Source organism: Thermaerobacillus caldiproteolyticus (assembly GCF_015326725.1).
Taxonomy (GTDB): domain Bacteria; phylum Bacillota; class Bacilli; order Bacillales; family Anoxybacillaceae; genus Thermaerobacillus; species Thermaerobacillus caldiproteolyticus.
The window spans coordinates 23,928-38,521 of record NZ_CP064061.1 but is presented as its reverse complement, the minus strand read 5'-3'; the positions used below and the strand labels follow the sequence as shown (position 1 = coordinate 38,521).

23 protein-coding genes are annotated in these 14,594 nt (G+C 40.8%); 2 read left to right on the top strand and 21 right to left on the bottom strand.

Features of this window, described 5'->3' with window-relative positions; all coding sequences use genetic code 11:
* Positions 1–112 precede the first annotated feature (112 nt).
* The 3 genes from ISX45_RS19230 to ISX45_RS19220 are packed head-to-tail and all read right to left on the bottom strand — an operon-like array spanning position 113 to position 729.
* Complete coding sequence (locus ISX45_RS19230; RefSeq protein ID WP_194520776.1) at positions 113–319, bottom strand: hypothetical protein; 207 nt, start codon at positions 317–319, stop codon at positions 113–115.
* A 12-nt stretch (positions 320–331) separates the two neighbouring features.
* Entirely contained in the window at positions 332–487 is a 156-nt protein-coding gene (locus ISX45_RS19225) for a hypothetical protein (RefSeq protein ID WP_194520775.1), read from the bottom strand.
* A gap of 14 nt (positions 488–501) precedes the next feature.
* Entirely contained in the window at positions 502–729 is a 228-nt protein-coding gene (locus ISX45_RS19220) for a hypothetical protein (protein WP_194520774.1), read from the bottom strand.
* Between the two features lie 277 nt (positions 730–1,006).
* Here ISX45_RS19220 and ISX45_RS19215 point away from each other — a divergent pair, with 277 nt between their 5' ends.
* The gene (locus ISX45_RS19215; RefSeq protein ID WP_194520773.1) at positions 1,007–1,234 is read left to right on the top strand and encodes a helix-turn-helix transcriptional regulator; all 228 of its coding nucleotides are present in this window, start codon (positions 1,007–1,009) and stop codon (positions 1,232–1,234) included.
* Between the two features lie 141 nt (positions 1,235–1,375).
* Positions 1,376–1,546 carry a hypothetical protein gene (locus tag ISX45_RS19210; protein ID WP_194520772.1) on the top strand — a complete coding sequence of 57 codons (171 nt, stop codon included), beginning with the start codon at positions 1,376–1,378 and terminating at the stop codon, positions 1,544–1,546.
* 29 nt (positions 1,547–1,575) lie between these two features.
* Here ISX45_RS19210 and ISX45_RS19205 read toward each other — a convergent pair whose 3' ends face one another.
* The 18 genes from ISX45_RS19205 to ISX45_RS19130 all read right to left on the bottom strand — a co-directional run bounded on the left by ISX45_RS19205 (position 1,576) and on the right by ISX45_RS19130 (position 14,544).
* A complete protein-coding gene (locus tag ISX45_RS19205; RefSeq protein ID WP_194520771.1) occupies positions 1,576–1,800 on the bottom strand; it encodes a LexA family protein in 225 nt (74 codons plus the stop codon).
* Positions 1,788–2,021, bottom strand: a complete 234-nt coding sequence (locus ISX45_RS20440) for a WYL domain-containing protein (RefSeq protein WP_458296337.1) — start codon at positions 2,019–2,021, stop codon at positions 1,788–1,790. The genes ISX45_RS19205 and ISX45_RS20440 overlap by 13 nt, the downstream gene beginning before the upstream one ends.
* 305 nt (positions 2,022–2,326) lie before the next feature.
* Positions 2,327–3,124, bottom strand: coding sequence for a GH25 family lysozyme (locus tag ISX45_RS19200; protein ID WP_194520770.1), 798 nt, complete (start codon positions 3,122–3,124; stop codon positions 2,327–2,329).
* A 55-nt stretch (positions 3,125–3,179) separates the two neighbouring features.
* Positions 3,180–3,401 (bottom strand): phage holin, encoded by a 222-nt coding sequence (locus ISX45_RS19195; protein WP_194520769.1) that lies wholly within the window; start codon positions 3,399–3,401, stop codon positions 3,180–3,182.
* Positions 3,394–3,684 carry a hypothetical protein gene (locus tag ISX45_RS19190; protein WP_194520768.1) on the bottom strand — a complete coding sequence of 97 codons (291 nt, stop codon included), beginning with the start codon at positions 3,682–3,684 and terminating at the stop codon, positions 3,394–3,396. Before ISX45_RS19190 ends, ISX45_RS19195 begins: the two co-directional genes overlap by 8 nt.
* A 79-nt stretch (positions 3,685–3,763) precedes the next feature.
* Positions 3,764–3,958: a hypothetical protein gene (locus ISX45_RS19185; protein WP_194520767.1), complete on the bottom strand. Its 195-nt coding sequence runs from the start codon at positions 3,956–3,958 to the stop codon at positions 3,764–3,766.
* 13 nt (positions 3,959–3,971) lie between these two features.
* Complete coding sequence (locus ISX45_RS19995; RefSeq protein ID WP_267240221.1) at positions 3,972–4,106, bottom strand: hypothetical protein; 135 nt, start codon at positions 4,104–4,106, stop codon at positions 3,972–3,974.
* A gap of 1 nt (position 4,107) precedes the next feature.
* Entirely contained in the window at positions 4,108–4,482 is a 375-nt protein-coding gene (locus ISX45_RS19180) for a hypothetical protein (protein WP_194520766.1), read from the bottom strand.
* An 11-nt stretch (positions 4,483–4,493) separates the two neighbouring features.
* Entirely contained in the window at positions 4,494–6,359 is a 1,866-nt protein-coding gene (locus ISX45_RS19175) for a sialidase/neuraminidase family protein (protein WP_194520765.1), read from the bottom strand.
* A 15-nt stretch (positions 6,360–6,374) separates the two neighbouring features.
* Positions 6,375–7,118 (bottom strand): phage tail-collar fiber domain-containing protein, encoded by a 744-nt coding sequence (locus tag ISX45_RS19170; protein WP_194520764.1) that lies wholly within the window; start codon positions 7,116–7,118, stop codon positions 6,375–6,377.
* Positions 7,119–7,673, bottom strand: coding sequence for a phage tail protein I (locus tag ISX45_RS19165; protein WP_194520763.1), 555 nt, complete (start codon positions 7,671–7,673; stop codon positions 7,119–7,121). It abuts the gene before it with no gap.
* Positions 7,666–8,793, bottom strand: a complete 1,128-nt coding sequence (locus ISX45_RS19160; protein WP_194520762.1) for a baseplate assembly protein — start codon at positions 8,791–8,793, stop codon at positions 7,666–7,668. Before ISX45_RS19160 ends, ISX45_RS19165 begins: the two co-directional genes overlap by 8 nt.
* A complete protein-coding gene (locus ISX45_RS19155) occupies positions 8,771–9,094 on the bottom strand; it encodes a hypothetical protein (RefSeq protein ID WP_194520761.1) in 324 nt (107 codons plus the stop codon). The genes ISX45_RS19160 and ISX45_RS19155 overlap by 23 nt, the downstream gene beginning before the upstream one ends.
* 15 nt (positions 9,095–9,109) lie before the next feature.
* On the bottom strand, positions 9,110–9,787 hold the full coding sequence (locus ISX45_RS19150; RefSeq protein WP_194520760.1) for a phage tail protein: 678 nt from the start codon (positions 9,785–9,787) through the stop codon (positions 9,110–9,112).
* Between the two features lie 8 nt (positions 9,788–9,795).
* Entirely contained in the window at positions 9,796–10,188 is a 393-nt protein-coding gene (locus tag ISX45_RS19145) for a phage baseplate assembly protein V (protein WP_194520759.1), read from the bottom strand.
* A complete protein-coding gene (locus ISX45_RS19140) occupies positions 10,188–11,201 on the bottom strand; it encodes a phage late control D family protein (protein ID WP_194520758.1) in 1,014 nt (337 codons plus the stop codon). The genes ISX45_RS19145 and ISX45_RS19140 overlap by 1 nt, the downstream gene beginning before the upstream one ends.
* The gene (locus tag ISX45_RS19135; RefSeq protein ID WP_194520757.1) at positions 11,174–11,461 is read right to left on the bottom strand and encodes a tail protein X; all 288 of its coding nucleotides are present in this window, start codon (positions 11,459–11,461) and stop codon (positions 11,174–11,176) included. Before ISX45_RS19135 ends, ISX45_RS19140 begins: the two co-directional genes overlap by 28 nt.
* Positions 11,458–14,544: a phage tail tape measure protein gene (locus ISX45_RS19130; RefSeq protein WP_194520826.1), complete on the bottom strand. Its 3,087-nt coding sequence runs from the start codon at positions 14,542–14,544 to the stop codon at positions 11,458–11,460. Before ISX45_RS19130 ends, ISX45_RS19135 begins: the two co-directional genes overlap by 4 nt.
* Positions 14,545–14,594: the final 50 nt, after the last annotated feature.

The following is a 14,594-nucleotide window of genomic DNA, read 5'->3' as shown; positions in this document are numbered from 1 at the left end:
TTAAAGAACGTTTTCCAGTCGACTTTTCTTTCGCGGTGCGTTCGTTTCCACCAAACTTTGTGTATTACGTATGCGCTGATAACAAACGTTTTAATCATTTCGGGGTTCCTCCTTAGTAAAGTAAGTCGATGATGTCTTCGAGTAGATGACGTGCGTGCGACGGTATGTCTCGAATCGCGACGTAAACTTGGCTGTCGCGTAACATTTGCGTGTTTGTTTCGTCCGACAAAAACTCTTTCAACGCCTTTAACTCGCTGGGTGACTTAATTGAACGAACAATTTCGACCAAGTTGTCGGCGCGACTAATCCATTCGAACATAATTACTGCCTCCTAGTCGTTACGTTTCCCGATCATTTCGCTAAGATGTTCGCGATATCCACAAATCCAACACTCAACGTAAAAATCGTCAGTTTTCCAATCATGACCTAAAAATCCGATTTCCGTATGATCTTCGCATTTTTCACATTGAAATTCGATTTTAACCATGATAAACACTCCTTTTAGAATGGTTTTATAACTTCCTTCAAAACGTCAATGATAAATGACGCAGTGTCTTGCGTAAGAGGGTTACTCATGTCGATTTCGCTGATACGCTTACCAGCTCGTAATCCTTCAAGTGCGATTTTTCGAATCAATGAATTCATAAAATTTCCGCCTCCTTCAATGAATAAAACGTATGGATTCGGGGGAAAAACTTTGTGCTTCGTCAGTCGTTCGCTTTGCTTCACTCCTTCCTCTTCTTCTAACAAATTTTGTTTTTGCTGCTATTACTGCGATTTCGCTCGTAATTTCCTGTCAGATTACATTTCCGATACATTTCTGCTGAAATGTCGAAACAATATAGACTTTGTGTTCAAGTGTCTACTACAACAAGAAATCGACAATGTTGATCGTTTGTTAAATTCATATGTGTCGCTGTTTGTCCATTATTCAAACTTTCTTGAGGTTTAAAAAATTTGATTTTTGGACATACTGCCTAAAAAACCAACAAGAAGGAGTGATAGCTTGTTCGGATTAGGAAAACCTCGTTCCAAATTCGGAAAGTTTCTAGACAAACACGAAATTACTCAACAAGACCTTGTGCGGAAAAGTGGGGTGAATAGAGGAACAATCAGCAGGCTTTGCCAGGGGGATGCATTCAAACCATCGATGAAAAACGCACACAAAATCATCAAAGCTTTACGGCAGCTAACGGGGAAAAATGTAGACTACGATGATTTCTGGAGCATGTAAAGGTACGTCTAAGCAAAGGCGTACCTTTTTTATCAACAAAACCGAACAAATGTTTTCTCCGGAAACCTACAAATCGAACTAACATTCGTATACAATAAAAGTAAATATAAGACATACGGAATAGGGAAAGCAGGGATACGGATGGAGCAACTTTTACTCAAACTCAAAGGATTACTCGGAAATTCTACTTTCGATGAGTTAGTCGTTTCGAGGGAGGTCATCGATTTAAAGGCCATCTGCGATGTGCTTCTACAAAAAGGGACAATCTCAAAAGACTTTTATAAGCAAATTGCGAACGTATTTGAAAAATAGAAATCGCCTCTCCATAGCTGGAAAGGCGATTATTTTTCAATCATTTTGAGAACTTGAATCGTTCGTGGACGACTCAATTCCCAAGTGATGTATCCTTTTTTTCTCAAACTCTCCATATGTCTGAAAACGGTCGATGTTGAAGGAATGTTTAGCTTAGATCCGATTTCACGCATAGACGGTGGATAGTGGTGCTCTCTCACGTAATCAATAATCACATTCAGAATGGCTCTTTCTTTTTCTTTTAGCTCACCCATTGTGTTCTTTTCCCCCTTTTATGTTTGGCTAAACGGATAGATAGAATGTTGCTTAATTTGAAGATTCTACGCTGTTTTCGAAGTTGGCAAAAAGCTTTGATGTGCGTGTCGTCTACAGACTCAAGAACGATAGTCCTTTGACTCAGCTGTCCACGGTCGCTTAGATATATGATTTCCAAAGGTTCTTGAGATACTAGAGCATTGAGAAGTAGTCCTCTCACTATCACCGCCCCCTTTTATTTACATTATAGGGGAACCTATGTTCGATTTCAATAGAACAACTGTCCGTTTTTTAGATACTTTAGGAAAATCTTTTAGGATTTTGTATTAGGAAATAAAATTAAACAAAGTTTTATTTCAATTCCTATAACTAATTCCTAAAAAACAATCGATGAAAACGTTGATGTTATCACGTTTTTTCAAAACAAGTACAATGTCAAATTTAAACGGTGACTTATTTAGTGTTGTTTCCTACCTAATTTTCAAGTTAAAAAATAAAAAACCCCTGCCGTTTTGGCAGGGGCTGCTACTTCTTCAACACATTTTTTGCAAACCTGTACAACATCAAAAACATTTGTGCGCGCGTCAAAGGTTCATCGCGACGATCTTGCGTCACAACACCATTTTGTTTGAGAAATTCAAACGCTGCATCGACTTCTTTGTCGTATGCTGATTGAGGTGTTTTCATTTCTTGAATTACTACTGATTTTTTTACATCCGCCGGCTTCCCAATAAAGTATTCAAGAGATTTCGTCCCGACTAGTTGGTTCAGATCGACGTAACCGGAAACCCCGGACAATTTTCCACGCTGTGTATATTGCCACAAGTCTGCTGGCATATCCGGTTTTAGTCCGTTAGGCTGCCCAATGTCATTCGTTGCATAGCGTGGCACCCACAAGAAGTCTGCTTTCACCTTATCCATTCCATGTTGTTTGTAGAAGGAATGACCCGTGTACAGTCCGACTTTTTTTCCAGAATTCTTCTTGCAGTAGTCAATAAACGCTTGTGTTGCTGGAACAAGGTCTTTCGGATTTTTTGTTGTGACTTCTTCCACATCGACAACTAGGAATTTAGCGTCTTTATCTGCCCGTGCTAGAAAGTCTTTTGCTTCCTGTATAGCGTCAGATACACTGACAAAACGCGCGTAAGCATAGTGACCAAATGGAATGCCATACTTTTTGCAGCCGGCCACATATTCTTTATATTTTTGGTCTACAGATTTTGAACCGTATTGAACTCGAATGATAGCCAAGTCTAATTCTTTGCTTGCTTTTTCCCAGTCAACCGTGCCTTGATGGTGTGAAAAGTCTGCGATTTTCCCCATTTTTCACCCTCTCCTTTAAAAAATAGAAATAAAAAGAGCAGCGACTCCGCTGCTCTTACGATAATCCGTGTTTTTCCAACACTTCTTTTTGTTTCTGCCCTTTTTTGCTCAGATAGTTATTTTTCCAGCCCATATATAGCGCATAGATCCCGGAACCGACCGCGATAATATCATTCACCAATTCATCTGGAATGGTTTTATAACCAAGCATATTTAAGACAGCATTGATAACAGCAACAATCAATAGCATAAAACGTGTAACACTCGCTTTATCCATTTTGAACCCACTCCTTTTCTAAGTTATCGATACGTTTGTGAGCTTGCTTGCTCGATTCTTCGACACGCGTGACTCGTTCACCCAGTATAGCCATTTGCCGCTCGTTTGCCTTCAAATCGATTCGAATATCATCAACCCCCTTTCGTATATAGCCCAATTCGGCTTTCAATTCGGCACTTTCTTGTGTATCTCTTTTGACATCCTTCGTTTTGTTTAACTGGTACGCAAGAAAACTAATGACAAGTCCTAATGTGCTAATCAAAATTCCAACCTCTACTGTCATGTCTGATCTCCTTTCTACAAAAATAAAAAAACACCATAATGATTGGTGTTTTGTTGCGCAGTATCGTCCTAAAGCGAAGTTAGTTTGTTATCAATGTTTGGTTGTCTTTATAAATTATATAACTTACACTGACACTAATAATGTTTGGTAAAAATGGCAATATATTAATTGACATACCTGATTTGAGGCATACAAACAAATAACCAATAGAAATTAACAATGTTGGAATAACCCCAATACCTAAAGAACACAACATTAGTTGCCATTTTTTCATTTTTCAAACCACCTTATCGCATACTGTTAATTACCGAAGTCACGACTTCTTTTAAATTGCTTAATTGTGGCACTTGGTCAATCGTATAAGTTCCTGCTAATACAAGACTTACCCAAACTTTGACTAAACCACTATTTTCGTTAAACATTTCACATACCTCCCGTTTGCATTTGAGCTAATAATAAAGTCAATTCTGCAATCGCTTGTTTTGTTTCCTCTAATTCTTCCGAAAATGGTTTTCGAAAAACCGGCTCTTGCGGATCGGTTGCGTTCGGGTCGGGATACGAAAACTCAATTTCTAGCGTTTCAGGATTCACTCGATAACCGTTGCATTGTGCGAAGTCTTGGTAATACTCTCCGTTCTCAAAATCAATATAGCTGATCGTGTCAGCGTTTCTTTCAGACAATTCAATAAAAGCCGCATAATCTTCCTCAAATGTAGGTATGCGATATACACCGCTAGTCAATGCATACCATTTTAGACCGTTTCCGGTTGATTTATCGTAATAGGCACGTATAAACATTTTATCCCTCCTTATTCAACAGCTATCCAGTACATGTTTGTGTTTGGGTATTGTGTATCCAATTTAAACCCTGTTGCGTTAATATAACCACCTTTAGTAGTAACGGCAAGGTAACCCGACCCCGATTGATAATAATTGGCGTTGACATCTCTATAAAAAGAAGCCATCGGACCCTCAGTGGTTTGTCCTACTCTTCCTATAACAATAACAGACGGAAGAAAAGTTAAACCCGTGATAGTTAGCATATTCGATGCATCTGTCATCCCTGTTCCTTTTGCAAACTTCTTACCTAACGGAATCCCATTAACCGCACTCACAAACGCACTCCAAGCATCCGTATCATTCACCGTTCCGCCCTTCGCACGAATCGCCGCGCCTAATTGTGCTTTGATTGCGTTCAAATGCGTTTGTAAATCCTGTACGCCTTTTACTGCGCTTAATATGTCATCGTTGGCGTGTAATAGCTTGTCAAATGTATATACCCATGTTTCTCCGTTCATTTCGATAGTGAGCGTATGGGCGTTTCCGTACTTAATCGCATCCCATTGCGCTTGCGATAAGTTAACCGTAAACTGTTGCCCGCTTGTTGGATTCGTTCGTGTTGCGATGGTTGTTCCGTTGATTTTTTCGGTGATGGTGGACATCGTTCCGTCTGTCGTGATGGAATACGACAAAATATTGCTTTTATCGGAACTTGTTTTTTGTCCGATATAGCCCGGTGTGACGGATATGGTTGTTACGACCCACGCACCGCTAAACAATACGCTTGATGTTCCTTTTCTTATCGTTAATGGCTCGGACATATTAAGCGTTAAATCGAATAAAGAAGATGGGTTCGTTCCGTTACCTACCGTAATTGGAGCCGACCATGTATCACCATTATCTGTCGATTCAATTCGTTTGGTTACTCCGTTATCTTCGTAAGTGATAAACAATTTGCCGTTTTTGTTTGCGGTTAATGTCGGATTAGTTCCCGGAACAAGTTTCTGCGGTGTAGACCAGTTTGCGCCACCATCTGTCGACTTACTGAAACGGATATAGTTAACGCCTCCACTTGCGCTGTCTGTACCGTGCCATGCGTTTCCGATAAGCCCATTCGCTAATCCGTTTACGCTTTGCGGCACGAATATTGCGGATGGGGAGGATTGGGTGTATGAGTTGCCTGAATAGATTAAATTATTACCCCAGTTTACAATCGTGTTTTGAAAATAAAAGTTTGCGAAGTTTTTATCGAATATAGCGATAAAATAACTAGCACCGTTGTAATATTCACAAACAATTTTCCCGTTCGGTAATACAGAAGGATTTTGAAAATAATTTCCGCTTGTATTTACTTTTGTAACCTGCTCAACCGCACCCCACGTCACACTACCGTCGGCGTTAATCGTGCCTTTCGCATAACGGATATTAAAGCTGTTCGGATACGTTGAGTTTTTCGATGCCCATGCCGCATGGAGTTCCGTTCCTGCTTCGTTGATGGCGATGGAAGTTGTACCAAGAGCCGTTTGTACTGTATCTAATACAGCGTTTCCGTTATAAATATTGACATTCGTTTGTGTTTCAGCGTCGATTACATATACTATAATAAAGTAATTGTTAACACTATTTTTAAAAGGTAAAATCGCATAAATTTTATTACCTTTGTTTATAATACTACCGCCAGAAAGAAATGAATCCCCTGTATTAGCTTGAACATAACATAATTGTTCATGACTTGTCGCATTGTTTTTTGTTACTTGAAAAATATATCTGCTGTTAGTAGTATCGTATAAAAGTTCAACCAACCAACCATTACTCAACCGTACAAACTTACGCCCGCCGTTACCCGATGTGTCATACGCTTGGTTGACGACTGTTGCATCTATTACCGTTGTCATTACGAATCACCTCTCTTATCGGTCATTCAAAATTGCATTGACTGTCGTGATTAAATTGCCCCGTACAGCGTTAAACGCTTGACCGATTTCTTGGAGTGCGGATTCAACGTCTCCGCCCGTGTAATAGCCGCCGCTGTCCGTGATGGTGATTGCATTGGCGGTTGTGCTAACGTTCAATTGTGACGCAGGTACTTTGCCGTCCGGTCCTAGTGTTGCGACGCCGTTCGGTTGTCCTTTTTGGCTATCGAAATAGTTTTTTGCGTTTTCCTCAGCTTCATCTGCCTTTTGTTGCGCCCCCTCTGGAGTTTCATATACCATCGATTGGTTAATCACCGCTGTTACATTAGGAGCATTTCCAATAATCGTAAAGATATCGATAGTCTTTTCGATAATATCCGCTCCGCCGCCCGCAGGAATATATTCGGCACTTGTTCCCGCGTTGCCATAACAATACAAAATCTCCCCTAATGTTGGATCTTGAGCAAATACCCCTATTTCTCGAAAATAAAAACCTGATGTCAAATCCTGATTGGAAAACACTACTCCAATCACTGCTTGACCATCAGGTAGTACCTTTAACTTAGTGATCGGCAACGACAATTTTTCGTTTTTCAACGCATTTAAGTCGGAAATCAGACTTCCACCTAATTGGCCATCTCCAAGTGCAACTCTGGTAAATTGCAAGGGAATTCCTGTTTGTGCCTTCGCTTGAAGATTTCGGCCTCGATTTGTTTGAATTAATCCACCAAACGCGCCCACTTAAACCACCTGCCTGATTGTCATTTTTTCTCCTATATGCACAACCCCAGCGAAATACAAATTCATATCTTCCGATTGCGTAATTTCAATTTTCTCTAAAACTGAACGTACATTTTTCACCGAATTAAGCGCTTGTAAGAACTGTTCTGCTTTTTCCTGAGTAACAGAACGGTTGCTAGTAACTACCTTAAAGTGATATGGCTGGCCTCCATACTCAAACCACTCTACAACTTTTCCTTCTCCAAATACCGTGGTGATTAACTCCTCGACAGCTGCAGGAGTTCCTTTTTGACGATGAAAGAAAGTTGAACGATTAATCAATTTTCTTTTTTGCTCAACAGGTAAATCATTGGAATAAAAATCTACATGCCTTTCAAATGCAATGAGGTCCAATAAAAATTCAGGAATATCCTGTGATAGAATTTCTTCACATTTTTGAAACAGTCGCTGCATTTCCTCCGAAACAGCTTGCATGATCGCTTTCGTATCTTCGTCATTGTGAAGACTAGCCGGAAGGAGAGCAACAAGATCTATGTTAAGTAGTTCATTACGCATTCGTTACGCCCCCGTATACAATAGACACATTTCTTTCTTTTGCTACCTGATTTTTTTCAATTGATTGATAGCTAACAGGAGATACCAGGTCAATACGTGCCGCCCCAGCCTGTTTCATGCGCAGAATTAGTTCGCTAGGATCAATACCTCGACCTAATTTCTGTTTTTGCCAGATAATATAATCTTGAACAGCCTGATCAATATTCGCTTGTAACGTTGTGGCCATGCTCGCTTTTTCAGAAGAAATGTAGTAAGTTACATCGATATCGTACTCAACCTGTTGCGGAGCTGAAACGACAACATGGTCCGTTAAAGGACGGACTTTTCTGTCACTACAAGCTTCAAGTACCTGTGACAGTATCGCTTCATCCGGAAGCTCTCCGTTTTGTAATAAAGGAACGATTTCAACTGTCCCTTCTCCTGCTTCTCTGACAGAAACGTCTACAATCAATTGATTGGCACTCTTCGCATGATAAATGTATGCCTCTTCGGGCCCAGCTGTTGAATACCTTTCAGGAGACAGCCGTATCCTTTCTGCGTATGGATCATCTTCTTCCCAATCCGCTCCGCCATCTGATTTGTCGATGTTATATACCTTGGTAACAAAAGGTATCGGGTCACGGTCCACTAACTGGTTAATTTGATTTGGGAGGAATCCGTTACCAATCGTTCCTGTTTCTGTACACACCGTTTTAATATCCACATAAGACATATCATAAGTAACGTTTATATCTTCTGGGGTTGCAAACATAACACTTCCATTACCAGTTACCCTTATTCCCGCTGGAATGACTGGAGTTTCACCAAAAGGTATGCTTAGCTCAAAGCGTACAGTAGTAGTCGCTGCTTTTGGTCCAAGACGTGGTGTCAGCTCATTTTCCCCTAGATGATCAAGAAAGTCATCCGTTGCATAGGAAAGTAATTTTTGTTTGAGGCTGTAATCTACTGCATTCGCATGCAACACTAAACCGTATACAAATGATTTAATAAGCTGTCGACGTGGGTCTGCATCTGTAAGTGTCACCCCTCTTAATTCTTCAAATCTTGTGACAATATTTGTTTCACTTTCTTCAGCATCAACGCTAATAAATTGAATATCAGGCAGATTGAATCGAGGCATCTTCTTGAATCACCACCTTTACAGTCGGGATCAATCGTCCATTTAGTGGGTCAACATCAAATAATACTTCCTCTACTTGTGCTCGAGGCTCTCTTGTTTCAATTGCTTCGACGATACGAGAAGCAAGTTGTGATTTCACAAAATCAATTGGACCGTCTTTGATATCCTGTATCCAACCAAGTGAACGGTTGAGAACACAAGAATTCCATTCGGTAGAAAGGATGAATCGAACATTTTGAATGATGGCATCTACGCCTGTAGCTCCGTAGTCAATGGAGTCAAGCAATGAAACAACGTACATGAATTTCACCCTTTCCTACACTTTTTTGAACGAGACATATTTGCTTCCAGCAGACAGGTATAATCCTGCCCCTACATCGTACCAAGTGATATCCGTTTTCTTTGTCCCGTACACCTTATAACTCTGACCCTTACGTGCGACTTTTACTATTCTCGCATTTAAAGAAGGTCCCGACCGAATATTCAACATATTCACTTTGATAGTCACGATGCCGATGTTACTTCGTTTTGACACATTATTACTGTTAGACTTAGGTTGTGGTTTTGGTTTGGATTGAGATCCTGTTTTGGGAGCCACGCGAGGATACTCTTTTAGAGTCAACTCTGCTTCAGCTGTGATTAGCTGACCTTTACTGTCGTATGTTTTATGTCGTTCCGCAAGTGACTCTATATACCAGTAGCTATTTGAAATCGGCGCGCTACCAATAATAAAAGGTGCCGTTGTCCCGTTATCTTTAAGCGTTCGTAATTTGTCTAATTCTTTTCTTGGATCTACTCCATGCATGATGCTTAAACGGATTAAAAAAGTGATTTCATCTTGTCCTGGTCCAAGAAATTCAGGCATAGGTTTTTTACCGATAATTTCATGTGATCCCCAACGCGCGCCTCCGCTTCTAGTAAACTCGTCAATCGTATAGATTTTTTTCGGTGATACTTCGAAAGTAATAGTCCCGAAAGTAGCGAATTTCGCCATGTAATCACCTAACTTTCAATCAGCTGGCAGTTTTTCAAAATGACTTTTGCGCCGGATACCTTACTAAAGTCGAGAGTCAGTACATGGTTACTGACGTCATATTCAAAAAACGCCCCATCTTCAAATTGAATATGCCGCTTCTTTTCAGTTTGGACAGGTGGTTTGTCCTCATCATTGTATACCGCACCAATTATGAACCCTTCGCCATTTCCGTTTGGAGAGAATAAGCAGATAACCTGTTCACCAATCGCTGGCATCCAAAAATCTTTATTGTTTTGAGCTCCACGCACCGCAACCTGTAATTCCCTTGAAACCATATTCTTGTCTTCAAAATATACACGCGCAGTACATCGTTCCGGGTATATAGATGAAACACGACCCACATCCATCCATTTTTTCATCAATACCCCTCCAAACATTTGCGTAATTCAAGTGTTGTCTCTGTTTTTTGTCCCCCAACAGTATTCACTCGCGTAATAATGTATTTTCCATCGAAAGCACCGAACTCTTTCAAATTAACGGTCTGGCCAGCATAGTAATCCGTCATGCCTGCCATTCGTATAGTAAAGGTTGTAGCATTTTTGTTTTCTTCTCGGAGCCTTTTCTTTGCGAGTCGTATTGCTTGTGCCTGCGAATTCACCTGTTCATTGACAACAAGAATTCGCCCTGTTTTCGGTGCTTTCGGTGGAACAAATGTATATTTGATCGTTTTCTTTCTCCGAGGGTCCGTATATTCAACGCGACATGCGCGGTACGTTCCAGTTAGTGTCGTTCGTCCCTGATATTCAAGAATTCTTTCGTCAGAGCGTTTAATTGTGCTTTTCGCTGGCGTACTTTCAAATTTCGCCTCATCAAAAATAGCAATACTGTTGTTAGTCACTTTTAGCGCTAATCCTGAATCTGTACACAGTTTCATGAGAAAACGCAAGTCTGTTTCGCCAGCTTGTTCAACACGCTCAAGCTCCGGATTTTCCTCAGAATCAAAATAAAATTTCATTTTGTTTGCTTTTGCGATATCTCCAGCTACCTTTTTCAGCGTTGCTTTTTCCCAAGAACGATGTTTTTCCGTGCGTAATGAAGAAGTTTCAGGAACAGAAATGGCGCGAGTAATCGTTCGAGAAGGAGGAGCAGAAATTTCAATTTCATCAATTTCAAATACGCCGAGATACTTCTTTTTCGTTTTTGGATCATCCCACCCCATATAAATGGAGGTTACTTTCAAACTTGCTCCTTTTGACGGCATCCATGTGCCCATCCATTTTTTCTCTCGATCGCCTAAAGAGATAGATATATCGTCAGCTTCTCCACTCATATTGTCTGTATGTGACCATTCCGTGATAAAAGGAGATAAATCCTCTGAAATATTTTTGTTGTTATACCGAATGTCTAGATAGACTCTTCTTCCATTCTCCACGGCTGGTCAACCCCTTCGTCAATTCCTTCGTCAACTTCTTCTGTTTCCTCATCTTCTTCATCACGCAACCAATCTGGAGTATTATCATAATCTGTTTCCTCCACATCAGGGATGTTGAGCAACACTCCGGCTTCAAACTGAACAACATACCGATATTGTTGATTGACTTCTAATAAAAGAGGGAGCAAATATTCGCTCCCTAATTGTTCGTATGCGATTTTATCCCACGTGTCGCCGCTCTTAGTTCGATATTGTCTCATGACGAGAACGACACTCTCCTTCTCTTATGTTGGTAATCCTGCATTTGTTTTTCAAAGTTGCTCCGTTCTCTTTTTAAAACTGGCTCGATTTCATGTTTTTCCACTCCTTGTATTACTGGAGCATATACATATTGAACATTAGAGCCGCTAGAAACCGGTAATTGATTCGCTTTGCTCATTAATGAATCAGCGCCCAGTAAGCGACCAGTTTCTCTCCAAAGCGCTAATGCACGATTGTCTCCCTGTTTGATCGGAATCCATGATTCAGGTCCTTCTTCCGCTACCATCCCTATATGCGGCGTACGAAGAATTCCACCACGAGCATATTTCTTCACTTTTCCTTCTGCTTTCAAAGAAAGGCTCGGAACAGAAGTTGAATTGATTTTTTTCGCCAATTTGTTTAATGCCTTTTTTACGGAGTCGGCTCCAGATTGAATATCATACAACGAAACTACCCATCCACTTGCTCGGCCAATATACATCGCTAAGATTGAAAGATTGCTGGATGCCTTCGCTCCATAATCAGCAAGAAGAAAAATGCCACCTACTACTTTTCCAGACGCTTGGCCAACATACATCGTCAGAATTGACATGTTTTGAGCCGCCAATTGGGCATTTTGTGCCAAAGGAAAAATGGAACCGACTATTTTTGCCGATGCTTGTCCGGAGTACATTGTTAGTATTCGAAAATTTTGTTCGGCAATTGAGATGGTAGCCACTAGTGAATTGATTTTTTGATTTATAGCATTAGTGTTTACATTGATTTTTGCATCAGAAGATGTAGCACTTGGACTAGCACTTTTCGCTCTAATTGCATCAGTCGCTTTTCCGGCCATCCATTTTCCAGCTACATATCCTCCGAGACCACCAAGAGCTGCTCCGATTACGGTACCGATGCCTGGTGCGACCGCAGTCCCTACCGCGGCACCAATTTTTGCTCCACCCCATCCGCCAGCTAATCCGCCAGCTGATTGGACTGTAGCTTTAACTTTATCTTTTGATTTGTAGATGTCGTATAATTCGCTAGCGACCGTCAAAGGTAGAGCTACTTTTCCGGCCACTTTACCTGTCTTTTGGAGGAGTTCTCCTGCTTTAGAAAGTTTGCTAGATGCTTTTGTCATTTGTTCAGCCGCTTTGCTTGCAACAGGGGAAACTTTTGTTCGCTTAAAATCATTTAGATATACTACTTTACCAATATTTTTAGGCGTTGCATTGTTTCCTTGAAGAATAGGAAGTGTTTCACGCTTTTGTGTTAATTTTTTTATGGCACTGCCGCCTGCTAATTTTCCTTTCCCTAAAAGGAATTTACCGCCGGAAAAAATTCCTTTAGCCAGTAAGCCGCCTGTCAACATGTTAGCTACTATACCAAGACCTGCTGCACTAGCAAAGTTTCCTTGTCCTAGTTGATTAATAGAACTAGACAAAAGGCCCTTTAGCGCCCCAACATACGCCCTTATGGAAATTTCGGCAAGCTTCACAAATATTTTTTCGAATTTTTTTCCGCCTGGACCGTTTACCCAGTCTTCAATTTTTGTCGCGGTTTCATCCAAGGCATATATAACCTTGTCGCTAAAGTCCATGTTTTTGAATTTATTCCATTTTGCGAGCTCAGAATAATACTGTTTTAGATATTCTGGGTCCATTTTGGAGCGCATTAAATCAAACTTTGGTTTAGTCGTTGTGAATGGAGCCAGAATATCATCAAGGGCTTTCCCTACTCTTTTTCCAAACTTTTCGGCTTTAGGGGCGCTTCGTTCAAAAATATCTGCCGCCGCAAATGCTACCTTCTTAATGACTGGCAAAGTTCCCTCAGCAGCAATGATTTGCAACGTTTCGAATGCGCCGTGGAGCTGTTCCACAGCACCAGCTGCATTGTTCATCTTTTCTTTCGCGACATCCAACGCTGTGACTTTTGACATTTCGTCGTACATTTTTTTGATACCGGCAGCGCCTTCTTTAGCAAGTATAGTTGCCGCACGAATGGAGTCCGAACCGAACATGTCAAAGAAAGCAGCTGTACGTTCTTTGTCGGTTAGCTTTCCGAATTTTTGATGCAAAATCTCTGCGACTTCGGCCATATCTTTCAATTGACCATTTGCATCAAATAAAATATTTGTTCCATCTTTTAAAATTAGCCCATATTTTTGAAACAAAGTCGCTGCTTGTTTCGATTTTGGTTGAACGTTGGACAAGAATGTTTTAAATGATGTACCGGCATCGCTACCTTTTAGCATGTTGTTCGAGAATGCTGCGAGGGTAGCATTCACTTCTTTAAAGCTAACGCCGATTCCGTCCGCAACAGGACCTACCGCGCTTAGCCCATATTTAAGCTCATGGACGTCAGACGAAGAGGCATTGGCCGCACCAGCGAGAATATTTGCCACTTGAGCCGCTGTCAAAGCATCTTTTTTGAACCCATGTAAAGAGTCGCTCATAAGTTCAGCTGCTTCAGCTAGATCAAGCCCACCAGCTGTTGCTAGGTTTAAAGATGCCTCCAAACCACCAGCTTTTACAATAGCCGGTGATATCCCTGCTTTCAACAATTCTTCAATCCCTTGCGCCGCCTCTAAAGCACTATATTTTGTTTTTGCTCCAACTTCGAGAGCAAGGGATCTCATTTTTTGCATTTCTGCATTGGTTAGACCCGTAACCGCCTTAATTGAAGAAAGCTGAGATTCAAAATCCATTGCTTTGTGAACAGATGAATAGGCAGCTGCTGTTGATGCAGCAGAAGCAGCAGCAAAAGGAAGAACGGCTGCTACTGTTGTAGCCGCTCTTCCTCGAAAATCATTCATATTTTTCATCATTTGCTGCTGTTTCTTCATCTGTTCTTGGAGTTGTTTTTGTTTTTGTACATTCTTCTCTAATTGAGAAGATAGCCTTTGATGCGCTGCAGCATATTGTTCTGTGGCAATTTTACCGCTTTTATATTGTTGATCAAGCGCGCGTAAACTCGCTTTTAATTCTTTTGTGTCCCGTTTTAATTTTTCTGCTTTAGCCGAAGCAGAAGTGAAAGCGCTGGTAAAACTACTTGCAAGACGACCTGCGATATGAAAACTGACTTCAAACACTTTTCTAGCCAACGCTCTCACCCCTCGTTTCTTTCTTTTTCGATTTCAATTGCTACATCTAT